Annotated in this window: 10 protein-coding genes; 2 read left to right on the forward strand and 8 right to left on the reverse strand. The window is 42.4% G+C overall.

Going from position 1 to position 14,521, the window contains the following annotated elements; translation table 11 throughout:
* Window positions 1-17: 17 nt before the first annotated feature.
* Window positions 18-1,244, reverse strand: coding sequence for an imidazolonepropionase (gene hutI, locus ACAX20_RS13090; protein WP_371186868.1), 1,227 nt, complete (start codon window positions 1,242-1,244; stop codon window positions 18-20).
* Between the two features lie 603 nt (window positions 1,245-1,847).
* Between hutI and ACAX20_RS13095 the strand changes: the two genes are divergently transcribed.
* Window positions 1,848-3,911 (forward strand): TonB-dependent receptor, encoded by a 2,064-nt coding sequence (locus ACAX20_RS13095; protein WP_371186870.1) that lies wholly within the window; start codon window positions 1,848-1,850, stop codon window positions 3,909-3,911.
* A gap of 181 nt (window positions 3,912-4,092) precedes the next feature.
* Here ACAX20_RS13095 and ACAX20_RS13100 read toward each other — a convergent pair whose 3' ends face one another.
* The 4 genes from ACAX20_RS13100 to ACAX20_RS13115 form a co-directional block, all read right to left on the reverse strand.
* The gene (locus ACAX20_RS13100) at window positions 4,093-6,105 is read right to left on the reverse strand and encodes a urocanate hydratase (protein WP_371186872.1); all 2,013 of its coding nucleotides are present in this window, start codon (window positions 6,103-6,105) and stop codon (window positions 4,093-4,095) included.
* Window positions 6,106-6,117: 12 nt separating this feature from the next.
* Window positions 6,118-7,623 carry a histidine ammonia-lyase gene (hutH, locus tag ACAX20_RS13105; protein ID WP_371186874.1) on the reverse strand — a complete coding sequence of 502 codons (1,506 nt, stop codon included), beginning with the start codon at window positions 7,621-7,623 and terminating at the stop codon, window positions 6,118-6,120.
* A 20-nt stretch (window positions 7,624-7,643) separates the two neighbouring features.
* The gene (gene hutC / locus ACAX20_RS13110; protein WP_371186876.1) at window positions 7,644-8,345 is read right to left on the reverse strand and encodes a histidine utilization repressor; all 702 of its coding nucleotides are present in this window, start codon (window positions 8,343-8,345) and stop codon (window positions 7,644-7,646) included.
* Between the two features lie 813 nt (window positions 8,346-9,158).
* The gene (locus ACAX20_RS13115) at window positions 9,159-10,217 is read right to left on the reverse strand and encodes an SEL1-like repeat protein (RefSeq protein WP_371186878.1); all 1,059 of its coding nucleotides are present in this window, start codon (window positions 10,215-10,217) and stop codon (window positions 9,159-9,161) included.
* Between the two features lie 374 nt (window positions 10,218-10,591).
* Between ACAX20_RS13115 and ACAX20_RS13120 the strand changes: the two genes are divergently transcribed.
* Entirely contained in the window at window positions 10,592-11,056 is a 465-nt protein-coding gene (locus ACAX20_RS13120; protein WP_371186880.1) for a tetratricopeptide repeat protein, read from the forward strand.
* A 229-nt stretch (window positions 11,057-11,285) separates the two neighbouring features.
* On the opposite strand, the gene ACAX20_RS13125 is transcribed toward ACAX20_RS13120, so the two are convergent.
* From ACAX20_RS13125 to ttcA, 3 genes are all read right to left on the reverse strand, one after another.
* The gene (locus ACAX20_RS13125) at window positions 11,286-12,176 is read right to left on the reverse strand and encodes a LysR family transcriptional regulator (RefSeq protein WP_371186882.1); all 891 of its coding nucleotides are present in this window, start codon (window positions 12,174-12,176) and stop codon (window positions 11,286-11,288) included.
* Between the two features lie 38 nt (window positions 12,177-12,214).
* Window positions 12,215-13,189 carry a glutathione S-transferase family protein gene (locus ACAX20_RS13130; protein ID WP_371186884.1) on the reverse strand — a complete coding sequence of 325 codons (975 nt, stop codon included), beginning with the start codon at window positions 13,187-13,189 and terminating at the stop codon, window positions 12,215-12,217.
* Between the two features lie 270 nt (window positions 13,190-13,459).
* A complete protein-coding gene (gene ttcA / locus ACAX20_RS13135) occupies window positions 13,460-14,386 on the reverse strand; it encodes a tRNA 2-thiocytidine(32) synthetase TtcA (protein WP_371186886.1) in 927 nt (308 codons plus the stop codon).
* Between the last annotated feature and the right edge of the window lie 135 nt (window positions 14,387-14,521).

Raw genomic sequence — 14,521 nt, forward strand, 5'->3', positions numbered from 1 at the left:
ATTTTTAATAAAAGACTTTATTTAACCTGTTGACCGGCTTTATAAAGCGCCGTTAGTGGGTTTACTCCGTATTGATAACACAACTCTGCTGGTTGACTGATATCCCACATAGCGATATCTGCTTGCATGCCGACAGCAAGCTCACCAACACGATCATCAATACCTAATGCTCGTGCCGCATTGCACGTTACCCCAGCTAACGCTTCATTCGGTGTTAAACGAAACAGAGTACAGGCCATATTAAGCATTAATTGCAGCGAATTAATAGGCGACGAACCTGGGTTAGCATCACTGGCGATGGCGATACGCACGTTATGATCACGTAAGCTCTGTACCGGTGGCAACTGGGTTTCACGCAGAAAATAAAACGCGCCAGGTAATAATACAGCGACAGTACCCGCTTTGCCCATCGCTTTAGCACCATCCTCGCTTAGAAATTCAACATGATCACTCGATAACGCATTATACTTTGCCGCGAGCTCACTACCACCAAGATCCGATAACTGCTCAGCATGTACTTTAACGCGAATACCATGCTCAGTCGCCGCTTTAAATACCGCTTCGGTTTGCTCAATATTAAAACCAATACCTTCACAGAATACATCAACAGCATCGGCCAAACCTTGCTTAGCTACCTCAGGGATCATGCTATTGCACACAAGATCGATATAACCATCGCTATCGTCTTTGTATTCTACCGGTAATGCATGTGCGCCTAAAAAGGTCTTCTCAATATCAACAGGTAACGCTTCTTGTAAACGCTTCGCAACGCGTAACATTTTTAATTCGTTCTCAAGATTCAGTCCATAACCTGATTTAATCTCTAAGCTTGTCACGCCTTCGTTATGCAATGCTTGCAAACGCTTTAATGCACTGGCAAATAATTCATCTTCACTGGCTTGGCGTGTGGCTTTTACTGTAGACACAATGCCACCACCATTTTGCGCAATTTGTTCGTAACTTGCGCCCTGTAAACGTAGTTCAAACTCATTGGCGCGATGGCCACCATAAACCAAGTGGGTATGACAGTCGATTAATCCCGGTGTTAACCACTTACCAGCAACATCGACAACCGTTACGCTTTCAGAGATGGCTGGTAAGGTAGCCATAGAGCCTAACCAAGCAATTTTACCGTCAGCTACTGCTAGCGCTGCATCTTCAAGTGCGCCATACGATGTGCCGGCTTGCGTCATGGTTGCGATATTGGCGTTAATAAACACCGTTTGCCATAAGTTCGGTTGCATTACAAAATCCCAGATATTGCTAATAATTTATCGGCGCTATTTTACGGTGTGAGCTCGTATTGAGCAAACGACAAAACTGTTTTACCAATGAAATCGTATGCAAAGATTGGCATTTATTAGGGGCTGTTGCAAAACTTTACAGCAAAGATCAACAGCCCCTAGCAACAAGTGCGTAGCCTATAGAGCTAACGCCGGTGTGAGCAATCGTTATTAACGTCGCGTATCATCACTTAAATAATTTATGCCGTTTATATATCACCCAGCAGTGTTACTATAGGTAGCAATAATAATAACGACCTTATTAATGTACTACCCATCACATTAAGTTATTGCTCACTCAGTGAGAATTTAAAGGCTTTTAGGCAAGATTTTGATTGCAGAGAATGGTTACTCCATTGTCAAAATCTGTTACGCAGCATAAAAGCCTTTAAAACTCACCCGTAGGGAGTTCACCAGAGGCCCATTTACGGCTCTATATTTCATTAATATAGAATATCTATATCAATGAAATCTATGTTGTAACTGAACCTCTGCCCTAACTCTGAGTTGGGCACAAACTTAGTGTAATTGGTATAAGGTTTTGATCACGGTTTAGTAGCTTTTATGTCGTTAACATCTCGCATTTTATCCAGTTTTAGTCTTACAGTCGCCGTTGCTAGCGGTTATGTTTACGCCGAGCAACAAAGCGCGTCGGCAGCAATAGAGCGCATCGTTGTTACCACATCGACATCCGCCGAAACGTTCGCTGATAGCGTAAACAGTGAGGCGCTAGCACACATTAATCCGCAGCATATTGAGCAAATCATGCAACGCATCAGTGGCGCTAACTTACAGCGTGGTAGTGGCGTTGAGTACCTACCCTCGCTGCGATCCCCTGTGTTAACCGGGGCTGGTGCCTGTGGCAGTATATTGACTTTAATCGATAACATTGCACTGCGCGCTGCTGGTTTTTGTAACATTAACGAGTTATTTGAGGCGCCATTACACCAAGGCCAATATATTGAAGTATTTAAAGGTCCGTGGAGCTCTATTTTTGGCTCTAATGCACAAAGTGGCGTGATTAACATTGTTACTGCCGATGTATTGGCCGACGACCACGTGTACCTTGGCTCAACATTGGCAATTGATGATAGTTACCGGTTAACTGTTGATGCAAACGATGCCGACAATCAAGTGCGCGCACAATTGGCATTGACCGATAACCATGGCTGGCGCGACGACGCTGGCTTTCAGCAACAGCAATTACAGCTCAAACATGCTTATGCCAATGAACATACGCAAATCACCTCAACCTTCAATATTAACCACCTTGATCAACAAACGGCAGGCTATATTACCGGTAGCAATGCTTATAAAGATAAAGATCTAAGCCAAACCAACCCTAATCCTGAAGCCTATCGCAATGCATTGAGTATGCGCTTTGCGAGCCATATCGAGCATCAACGTCACAACGGTGATGTGATCAATATAACGCCTTATCTGCGTTACGCTGAAATGGACTTTTTGATGCATTTTTTACCAGGGCAACCGATTGAAGAAAATTGGCAACGCAGTGTCGGCCTCAAAAGTCAGTATCGACTGCAACAAAGTGATAACTGGTTTTGGCTTGTCGGCATCGATAGCGAATACACCCAAGCCGGCTTGTTACAAGTACAAGATAAGCCAACGCAAGGCTCAGCTTATTTACAGCAAACAATACCGCAAGGTAAGCACTACGACTATGATGTAGATGCGCTGTACGCTGGTGCATTTGTTCGAGCGCATTGGCAAGCCAGCGATAAATTTGCTCTGCAATTTGGCCTGCGTCAAGACTATCAAAGCTATGATTATCAAAACCTCATGGTAAGCGGTCGAACAGACGAAAACGGTGAGATTTGTGGTTTTGATGGCTGTCGCTACACTCGACCAGAAAGCCGCGAAGACAGCTTCAGTGAGCCATCATTACAATTTAACGCGCAATATCAACTGAGCTCTGCAACGCAAATTTTTGTTAACGCAGGACATGGTTTTAGAGCGCCACAAGCAACCGAACTATATCGCTTACAACGACAACAAGTGGTAGCCGAACTCGACGCAGAGCAAACCGACAGCATCACCCTTGGCATAAGTACCAAGCAAAGTCAGTTCAATATAAAAGTGGCGGGTTATTACAGCGAAAAAGAGGATGTGATTATTCGTGATAGTGACTTTTTCAATATCAATGGCGCGGGCTCTCGTCATCAAGGTATCGAGCTCGACATCAACTGGCAGTTAACCGAGCAATTACGCTATTTTCAACATAGTAGTTTTAACCGTCATACCTACACGCACGGGAATAATAACAGTACCGCTACCATCGCTGGTAACGACATGGACTCAGCGCCAAAGCATTTACATACGGCGGGTTTAAACTGGCAAATAACGCCACAGTTTATCAGCGAGATTGAATACCGTTTTGTTGATGGTTATTTTACTGACGCAGAAAATGATCATTACTATCAAGGTCACCAATTAGTGAATTGGTACAATAATTACCACGTTAACGATAATTTACAGCTCCAGTTGCAAGTGTTTAATCTGTTCGCTGAGCGTTATGCTAACCGTGCCGATTACACTCGATTTTCTGGCGATCGCTACTTCCCAGGTCAAGGACGTCATGGCGCGCTGAATATCAAATATCAGTTTTAACAAACCCTACGACTGATACCAACGATGGCAAGAAGTTGATAACACAAACCGGTTAATAGCCGATATTTGTATTGGTTATTGCAGGACGAGTGGAACGTGTTATATTTCCGCTCTATAAACAAAAACAAACAAAAAAGCGCGTATAGATAACCATACGCGCTTTTTTATTTAAGTAACTCGCTTAAAACGATAAGTTATCTAAGATATCGTCTTCAACTAAGTTTGCTAAAGTAACCTTTAGCTTTGGTGTACGTGCCATTTCACGCTTAATTGCAAAGTTCGCTTCTTCGTTACGCGCCCAGCTGCGACGGGCAATACCATTGTTTACATCAAACAATAGCATCGACTTTAAGCGACGTTCAGCATCGCTGCTTCCATCAAGTAGCATCCCAAAGCCACCATTGATAACTTCGCCCCAGCCAACGCCACCACCGTTGTGGATTGATACCCAAGTTGCACCACGGAAACCATCACCAATAACGTTATGAATGGCCATATCGGCGGTAAAACGGCTGCCATCGTAAATGTTTGACGTTTCACGGAATGGTGAATCGGTACCACTGACATCATGATGGTCGCGGCCTAGCACCACTGGGCCAATCTCGCCGCGGTTAATAGCATCGTTGAAGGCTTTAGCGATTTCCATACGGCCTTGTGCGTCTGCATACAAAATACGTGCTTGAGAACCAACAACTAGCTTGTTTTGCTTGGCATCTTTGATCCAAGTGATGTTATCTTGCATCTGTTGCTGAATTTCCGCTGGCGACTCAGCCATGATCTTATTCAACACCTCAGCAGCAATGGCATCGGTTTTGTCTAGATCGTCAGAGTTACCTGAGGTACATACCCAACGGAACGGACCAAAACCATAGTCAAAACACATAGGGCCAAGAATATCTTGCACGTATGATGGGTATTTAAAATCAATACCGTTTTCCGCCATAACATCACCGCCTGCACGCGATGCTTCAAGTAAAAACGCATTACCGTAATCGAAAAAGTACGTGCCTCGTGCGGTGTGTTTGTTTACCGCATCAGCGTGGCGTTTTAAGGTTTCTTGTACTTTCACCTTAAACAATTCTGGCTCTTCGCGAATTAAACGATTTGACTCTTCATAGCTAATGTCTACTGGGTAGTAGCCACCAGACCACGGGTTGTGTAATGAAGTTTGGTCTGAGCCTAAGTGAACAAAAATTTCTTGTTCGTAGAATGACTCCCAAACATCAACCACGTTACCAATGTAAGCGATCGACACCACTTCTTCGTTCGCTTGCGCCAGTTTGACACGGGCAAGTAAGTCATCCATGTTGTCAATTAGCTCATCAACCCAACCTTGTTGGTGACGCTTTGTCGCCGCCTTAGGGTTAACTTCAGCACAAACGGTAATACAGTTAGCGATGTTACCGGCTTTTGGTTGCGCGCCACTCATACCACCAAGACCCGCGGTAAGGAAGATTTTTCCTTTTGGCGCTTCGCCTTGTGCTAACACTTTACGGAACGCGTTCATTACCGTAATCGTGGTACCGTGAACAATACCTTGTGGGCCGATGTACATAAACGAACCCGCGGTCATTTGACCGTATTGAGTCACACCCAAGGCGTTAAATTTCTCCCAATCATCTGGCTGAGAGTAATTCGGGATCATCATGCCGTTGGTCACCACAACACGCGGTGCATCAACAGACGACGGGAATAAACCCATAGGGTGGCCAGAGTACAAGTGCAATGTTTGATCACTTTCCATGTCACTTAAGTACTTCATGGTTAATAGGTATTGTGCCCAGTTTTGGAACACCGCACCGTTACCACCGTAGGTGATCAACTCTTCTGGGTGCTGTGCTACCGCAGGATCAAGGTTGTTGTCGATCATCAACATAATTGCCGCAGCTTGCTCGCATTTTGCTGGGTAGTCACTGATCGAGCGTGCTTTTAATGCATAGCTTGGTTTAAAGCGATACATGTAAATACGACCAAAGTCTTTTAGCTCTTGGGCAAATTCTTGCGCCAACTCTTGATGCCACTCTTTAGGGAAATAGCGAAGCGCGTTGCGTACCGCTAATTGTTTCTCTTCAGCACTAAGAATATCTTTGCGCTTAGGTGCGCGGTTGGCATCGGCAGGGTAAGGTTTAGCAGCCGGTAATTCACTTGGAATACCTTGCTTAATTTGTTGTTGAAAATTGATTACATCATTCATCGTTATTATCCCTTATTTGTAATCGCCAGCAACGTTAAATGCTTGTGATTTCACCAATGCTATCATGGCATCGATGTCTGGCTTTAATAGGCGATCTTCTTCAAGCTTGGCGACTTTGCTGCGGATTAAAGCAAAGTTTTCTTCGACTAAATCTGAACATTTATTTGGACGTCTAAAGTCAATCGCTTGTGCTGCGTACATTAACTCAATGGCAAAAATTTTGTCTAAGTTACCTAAGATTTGGTTTAACTTACGGCCTGAGATACTGCCCATAGAGACGTGATCTTCTTGGCCCATAGAGGTTGGAACACTATCCGCTGACGGTGGAAAACATAGCGACTTGTTTTCGGTGACAAGTGCTGCTGTTGCGTATTGCGGGATCATCATGCCAGAGTTTAAACCACCCGAGGTGGTTAGCAAGCGTGGTAAACCGTGTAAGCCTTCGAGCAATAAATAACAACGACGATCAGCGATATTACCTAACTCAGCGGCAGCAATTGACGCGTAATCAAGTACCATTGCAAGTGGTTGGCCGTGGAAGCTACCACCAGAGATGGCTTCTTCGCTACTGATAACAATTGGGTTATCGGTAACTGAGTTCATTTCTATTTCTGCCAACTCTTTCAAGTGGTAGTAGGCATTGCGTGAGGCACCATGAACTTGCGGAATACAACGGAGTGAATACGGGTCTTGCACACGATCACAATCGGTGTGGGACGCCATATTTTGTGAGTCTTTAAAGAAACGACGCATACGCGCAGCAACTTCTAAGTTACCTTTAAAAGCACGCGTTTGGTGCAATTCGTCTCTAAATGGCGACTGGCTACCTTGCATGCCTTCAATACTCATCGCCCCTGCTAAATCGGCAAGATCCAATAAGTAGCGCATTTTGGTTAATGCGGTAATCGCGTGTGACAAAATAAATTGCGTACCGTTAATTAACGCTAAACCTTCTTTAGCATGTAATTCTAACGGTGCTAAACCATGTTGGCTCAACAGCTCTTTTGCTGCGACGGTTTTATCACCTTGCCAGAACTCCCCTTCGCCAATTAATGGTAAGAATAAGTGCGATAGTGGCGCTAAGTCACCCGATGCACCCACTGAGCCTTGCTCTGGTACTACAGGAATAAGGTCTAAATCAAGAAACGCTAACATGCGCTCCACCACTTCAAGGCGAATACCCGAAAAGCCTTGGCTTAGTGCATGAACCTTGGTAATTAGCATAAGCTTTGAGATCGATTTAGCAATCGGCTCACCAACACCTACGGCATGAGTGATGAGTAGGTTCTTTTGCAGTAAATGGGTTTCTTCTGGGGAAATTTGCGTATCACATAATGGACCAAACCCCGTGTTGATACCGTAAACGGCTTTATCGGAGCTTGCCATTTTTTCAACATTTTGACGGCTGGTATTGATTTGCTGCAACGCTTGCGAACACAACTCCGCTTTGATGCTACCATCGGCAATGCCGTTAACAATATTAAGATCTAAACGATCGACACCATATTTAAACGTCACGGTGATCTCCTAATAACTAATTAAAATGTTAAATGTCCGCCAAGGCGATATTTATCGCCCGGCGAAGTCAATATGGCAAAACTAACCACACCTTGTGATGACCATGTACGGCGTTTTACCTGTAAGCAAGGTTGTTGGTTATCAATCGCCAACAACTGATTAATTTTTGATGAAGCAATTATCGCTTCAATCTCGTGAGTTGCTTCCGTTAACGGTGCAACTTTTGACAAGTATTCGTGTGGGGTAAGCTTAGCAAAGTCTTGGTGAGCGTACTCAGGGACAAGCAAGGCATTAACGTAACGCTGTTCCAATTGAATCGGCACGTCATTTTCAAAGTGCAAAATTTCGCTGTAGAACACACTGTTTTCAGCCATTGATGAAAATAAAGGCGCTAAACTCGTAGGTAATGATTGCTCGCAAATTTGTAACGTTTGTGCGTGATAACGATGACCACGTTCGCGGATTTCATCGGCAATATTTTTAATTTCTAATGGCGATGATTGCGATTTAAAACTGGCAACAAAGGTGCCTTTACCCTTGGTACGAAGCAGTACATTCTCGTCGGTCAACTCTTGCAACGCACGACGCGCCGTCATACGGCTCACGTTAAATAGCTCAGCAAGCTCATTTTCTGAAGGCACTTGATGATTTTCAAGCCATATACCCAGTTCTATTTGCTCAAAGATATACTGCTTAATTTCAACGAATTTAGGCTTTGCCACGATACATACCACGAATAATAACTTGTCTATACAAGATAGGGGCGAAGTTTGCCATACATCACTTGTATATACAAGCTGTAGGAGCTAATAACAGTACTTTGCTCGAATCTGTGCAATGCATGTTAAAAGTAAATTTTTTCTACGTGGGAATGCTTGCTACAGACGAGAAATCTCAAAAGAGATTTTGAAGGTTCCAACTAAAACACAAACCTTTTTTTTGCCAAAAATCGAACTAAAAATAACCCCACTTATAGGTCTGGATAAATTCTAGATGACGTTTTGGGCAATATGGAGAATAGCGATATAGGTGTTATTCGAAAAAATTACATGAAGAAGCTTTCAGGGAAGCAAAGTTAGTATGACTCGTTTAACAAGCTCATTGAAGCTCGTACCGAGCGCTTGCATGCCGTTTGTAGTGTTTTGCAGAAAAGCGTACCGCTATTCTCTGGGGTTAGGTGTCGTTAGCTATACGCTCACTCTTGTTTATTTTTTATATTCATTTAAATGATTGCTATCACATATTAAAAACAAACAATGTGTTAGCCACGGTCTAAATATTCACGATTTAACAGTTAGCCTAATTTAAACTACATTGTAACAATTCTATTTATAAATTTTTACGGGTTTAGCATCCATTTTCGCAACCTTTTTAGCTTGCATCTCAATCATTTTCGACTACTTTGATTTGATTAACTCGATATTTATGAATTACCATTGGCATAAATATCGAACCTTAACGTTATGATTCCTTCAATCCTCTCACGAGCAACTATAATTGGATACTTAAGAATAGCTTGGTATAAGTTTTGGTGCTTAGTAGGATTTTAGCATAACCTCTATAGCATCAAGGGCTGGCTCAAAACCTTGGTTCGCCGCTTTTGTATACCACTTAATCGCTTCACTATACGATTGTTCTACACCGTATCCACGCTCATAAAATACTCCCAAATTATACTGTGATTCCGAGAATCCTTGATTTGCCGCTTTTGCGTACCACTTGGCCGCTTCGCTATATGATCGCTCTACACCGTATCCATTTTCATGCAATATTCCCAAATTATGCTGTGCGTTAGCATAGCCTTGGTTCGCCGCTTTTGTATACCACTTAATCGCTTCACTATACGATTGTTCTACACCGTCCCCATTCGCATAGAATACACCTAAATTATACTGCGCTTTAACATAACCTTGGCTGGCCGCTTTTGCGTACCATTTAGCAGCTTCACTATACGATTGTTCTACACCTTTTCCGTTATTAAACAATAGACCCAAGTTAAACTGTGATTCAGAGAATCCTTGCTTTGCGGCCTTTGCGTACCAATTGGCTGCTTCGCTATATGATTGCTCTACACCATATCCATTTGCATACGCGAATCCCAAATTATGCTGAGCCTGTTTTAAGTTTTGATTTGCTGACTTTTTGAACCACTTGACTGCATCACTAAATGATTGCTCTACCCCTTTTCCATGAACATAGAAGGTCCCCAAATCATATTGTGCTTGCTTTAAGCCTTGAATCGCTGCTTTAGTATACCACTTGGCTGCTTCCTTATATGATTGCTCTATACCTTTTCCTTGGTTGTAAAGTACCCCTAAATTATACTGTGCTTCGGGATATCCTTGCTGAGCCGCTTTTGTGAACCATTGTATTGCTTCGGTATATGATTGCTCTACACCTTTCCCATCGTGATACAATAACCCCAAATTATGCTGAGCTTTTGTGATGCCTTGGTCTGCCATCTCTCTAAAATGAACATAAGCCGTTTCATAGTCTTGTTTTTGTAAGGCAATTTCTCCATCTTCATAGCTGGCATTAACGACTGGAATTAAAGTAAAAGATAGAAGGGTTGGTAATAATAGTTTTTTAAGCATAATCATCCTTGAAAAGTATTGCAGAGTTGGCCAAGGTTTAAACGTGAATTGACTAAGATATTGATTAGACGTAAGACAGTAATGTGAAAACTTTAATTTATGGGAAGATGCAAGTCAATCTGGTTCACTGATCAATAAGCATCTATAGAAAACTTACTAGGCATTAAACTTAACCAAAACAACACCTTTGCATTGACAAATCGCTCAGATCTCGTAATATTCATCCGAATTTCGAGCATAACTCTAAAAATATAGGGTATATACGTACCAGCTTGAATTTACTGAGATCAAGCTTAAGTAGATTGGCTAACCTGCTTCTATAAATAAAGTTAATTTGGGATTTTGACCTATTCAATTAATTTAAAGGACACTTTATGATACGGACTATTACTTTTATTTTTGCTCTTTTTACATCTGTAGCTCAATCTGCTGATTTTAAAGAAGGCGCGATGCTTTACGCAAATAATAACTTCGAAGCAGCTATTAAAATATTTAAACCATTGGCAGAACAAGGACATGTGAAAGCACAGTATGCGCTTGGTTCTATGTACCAACTAGGTTTAGGCGTACCTGAAGATTTTGACCAAGCAGAATTTTGGTCACGTAAAGCTGCAATTAGAGGCTTTGCATTAGCGCAATATGATTTGGCGTCACTATACCTTTCTACCAAACAGTTCAAATTAGCATATATGTGGCTAGTGTTTGCTTTGCGAAATGACGTGCCGGATGCAAAAAGCACCCTAAACGACCTAAGATTAATAATGACAAAGCAAGAAATGGAAGAAGCAGAACATATGTTTCTTAAATGTTTGGAATCTAATTTCAAGGATTGCAATTAATATTAGTACAAGTTGAAATCAAACTTCCGCCAACTTGAATGTGGTGGGTTTACGGCAGTTACTAGCACATTTATTGTATGTACTATATAGAGTTTGCGCATATCACTGCGCAACTTTTACTTATATGGCCAAACTTTCACGTCATTTTACTATTCAGTTAACAGCAACAAGTTATAAATATGCTAGAATCCACGAAGGCTTTGAAAAAAGCTCGTTTTCGGTAAACCGCTTACAAGGCTGATAAAAAACGCAGTTCACCTAAGAAGCACTTTGCTGCTGGGCCTAAATGATCACCATCTTTAAAAATCACGTAAAGAAACGCTTCTCGATTATTATCAAAATTGGTATTAAGAACTTGCAGCTCGCCCGATGCCAGCTCTTGTTTAATAGAGCTTTTCGGTAACCAAGCAAAACCCAAACCGTTTTTTATCATATCAATCGAGGTACGCAGATGGCTTACCGTCCAACGCTGCTCTGCGCCTAACCAACCCGCATCAGTATTGGTTTGCAAAGCAGAATCTCGAATCACAATTTGCCGGTGCGACTTTAAGTCTTCCACGGCCAATGGCCGCTTAACATTGAGTAAAGCGTGTTGAGGATTGACTACTGCACAAAAGTTAACGCGAGCGATTTGCTCATTAAAACCGCCATCTAGCTTAAACGGCGAAATGGCAATATCGACCTCGTCTTGCTCTAATAATTCCTTAGCGCCACCTAAAATAGACTCGCGAATTTCAATATTAAGATGAGGAAATTGCGCCGATACGTTCTCAAGTACCTGATATAAAATATCGGTAGGAAAAATCTCTTCGACTGCGATACGCAGCGTGGTTTCTTCGCCCTGCGCTAAACTGATCCCCACCGCTTCAAGCTTAGCCGCTTCTTGCAGCAAGTAATCGGCGCGTTGCAATAGCTTTTGACCGGCCTCGGTTAATACCGTTTTACGCCCTTCAATAGTGAATAGCTTTAGGTTAAGCGAGTCTTCTATTTTGCTCACCGCGCTGTGAATACTCGATTGGCTTTTATGGATCTGTGCCGCCGCCTGATTAAAGCCACCATAATTAACGACGGCTCTAAACATACGCCACTGTTCGAGTGTTATTCGTAATAGTTGATCCATAAAGCGTCCTTTTTGATTGTTACTGTGTGTATGCGGTTTTACACACCACGGTTATGTGCACTGGTGTAATCAATGTTAGGCCCTGCAGGTACTACCTGAGTTGGGTTAATCATGGTGTGCGAAAAGTAGTAATGGCGCTTAATATGATAAAAATCAACCGTTTCTGCAACACCAGGGTATTGATAAAGCTCACGCAGGTAACCACTTAAGTGAGTATATTGTTCAATGGTTTGTTTATTACATTTAAAATGACCAACATACACGGCATCAAAGCGTATTAAGGTGGTAAACAAACGCCAATCGGCTTCGGTTAGTGTATCACCAAGCAAGTAACGATTATTCGTCAATCGCTGCTCTATCTTATCAAGGGCGGAAAATAGCTGCTCGAAAGCTTGCTCGTAAGCATCTTGCGTGGTGGCAAACCCCGCCTTATAGACGCCGTTATTTATGTTATGATAAACAAACTCGTTAATCTCATCGATTTCACTCTGCAATGATTTTGGGTAAAAATCAGCATCGTTACCTGTTAGTTGGTTAAACGCCGAATTAAACATACGAATAATTTCTGCTGACTCGTTCGAAACAATACATTGTTGCTGCTTATCCCAAAGCACGGGGACCGTCACTCGACCTGAATAATCGGTTTTATTCTTGGTGTAAATCTGATGCATACACTCAGACTGATACAACGCATCACCCGTTGAGCCAGTATTTTGATCAAAGGTCCAGCCGTGCTCAAGCATATCAGGGCTGACAACCGACACATCGATATATTCTTCGAGGCCTTTCAGTTTGCGAAAAATTAATGTGCGATGCGCCCAAGGGCATGCCAGAGACACGTATAAATGATAACGACCTTTTTCGGCTTTAAAACCTCCCTTGCCACTAGCGCCAGCACTGCCGTCAGCTGTTATCCAGTTGCGCATTTGCGCGCTCTCACGCTGAAACTGACCGTTAGTCTCTTTCGTTTCATACCATTTGTCGTGCCAAACGCCGTCAATCAATAAGCCCATTGCTCACTCCTAAATTTAACCAATTCGTCATAGAACATTATGGCGTTCGAATTGTAAGATTAAAATTTCAAATATAGACACCTTTCGTTCTACTTTAAAGAATATGTCGACATATAGTGCAATATGAAGGGCCTAAAATGAGAGACGTTAAATTATGTAGGTATGAAAAAACCAGCCCCATTTATATAACTTAATATATAAAACGTTGGCTGGTTTATAGCGATATAAGCAGCTAGTGAGTTAGCGAGCTAGAAACGACTAGGCAAACAACTAACTTAAATTGATGATTTGCACTTGGTTAGCAAGCTTTTCTTGCTGATCATCCTCGTCAATAACTGCAGGGTTGGCAGGGATATCAGGCTTATCAAAGCCTATATCGCCATCAGCAAATGGTGCACCCGTTGCTTTTAAACCGGCAAAGTCATAAAGGTTGATATCGGCCAAGTGTGAAGGCACCACATCAGTCACCGCTTTAAACATGGTTTCAATACGTCCTGGGAATTGTTTATCCCAGCTGTTTAGCATCTCTTTGATGATTTTACGCTGTAAGTTCTCTTGTGAACCACACAAGTTACACGGAATAATTGGATATTCGTTGTGATCAGCGTAACGAATGATGTCTTTTTCACGGCAATACGCTAGTGGGCGGATAACAATATGTTCACCATTATCGGTAACTAATTTAGGCGGCATACTCTTAAGCTTGCCACCGTAGAACATGTTCAAGAATAACGTTTCTAAGATATCATCACGGTGATGACCTAACGCTATTTTCGTTGCCCCTAATTTTTTCGCTGTTTTATACAAAATACCACGACGCAAACGCGAACAAAGCGAACACGTGGTTTTGCCTTCAGGGATCTTTTCTTTAACGATTGAGTAAGTATCTTCGTTAACAATCAAATGCTCAACATTGATTGAGGCTAAGTATTCTGGCAAAACGTGCTCAGGGAAACCCGGTTGTTTTTGGTCCAGGTTCACAGCAACAATGTCAAATGAGATCGGTGCAACGCGTTGCATATGCATTAGCGTGTCCAGCATAGTGTAACTGTCTTTACCACCAGACAAACACACCATGATCTTGTCACCGTCTTCAATCATATTAAAGTCAGCAATGGCCTTACCCACCTCACGACGGATGCGTTTTTCCAATTTATTGAAATTGTGAGCCTGTTTTTTGCTGATAGCGTCTTGCATTTTGACCTCGAAAATAACCAACATAATGCCAAAGAAATAAGTCGGCGCGGATTATACTGAAATACAAGCCTTTTGGATATGAAATATTTGTACACAATGTAAGCAATCGCACATTGGCTCTGGGTTGGCGAGCAA

This window comes from Thalassotalea sp. Sam97, from assembly GCF_041379765.1.
GTDB classification, from domain to species: Bacteria; Pseudomonadota; Gammaproteobacteria; order Enterobacterales; family Alteromonadaceae; genus Thalassotalea_A; species Thalassotalea_A maritima.

What these genes read in the sequence shown, in the direction of transcription:
- ACAX20_RS13120 (WP_371186880.1), top strand. Translation starts at nt 10,592, where the DNA reads ATGATACGGACTATTACTTTTATTTTTGCTCTTTTTACATCTGTAGCT.
- ttcA (WP_371186886.1), bottom strand. Translation starts at nt 14,386, where the DNA reads ATGCAAGACGCTATCAGCAAAAAACAGGCTCACAATTTCAATAAATTG.
- ACAX20_RS13115 (WP_371186878.1), bottom strand. Translation starts at nt 10,217, where the DNA reads ATGCTTAAAAAACTATTATTACCAACCCTTCTATCTTTTACTTTAATT.
- ACAX20_RS13125 (WP_371186882.1), bottom strand. Translation starts at nt 12,176, where the DNA reads ATGGATCAACTATTACGAATAACACTCGAACAGTGGCGTATGTTTAGA.
- hutI (WP_371186868.1), bottom strand. Translation starts at nt 1,244, where the DNA reads ATGCAACCGAACTTATGGCAAACGGTGTTTATTAACGCCAATATCGCA.
- ACAX20_RS13095 (WP_371186870.1), top strand. Translation starts at nt 1,848, where the DNA reads ATGTCGTTAACATCTCGCATTTTATCCAGTTTTAGTCTTACAGTCGCC.
- ACAX20_RS13100 (WP_371186872.1), bottom strand. Translation starts at nt 6,105, where the DNA reads ATGAATGATGTAATCAATTTTCAACAACAAATTAAGCAAGGTATTCCA.
- ACAX20_RS13130 (WP_371186884.1), bottom strand. Translation starts at nt 13,189, where the DNA reads ATGGGCTTATTGATTGACGGCGTTTGGCACGACAAATGGTATGAAACG.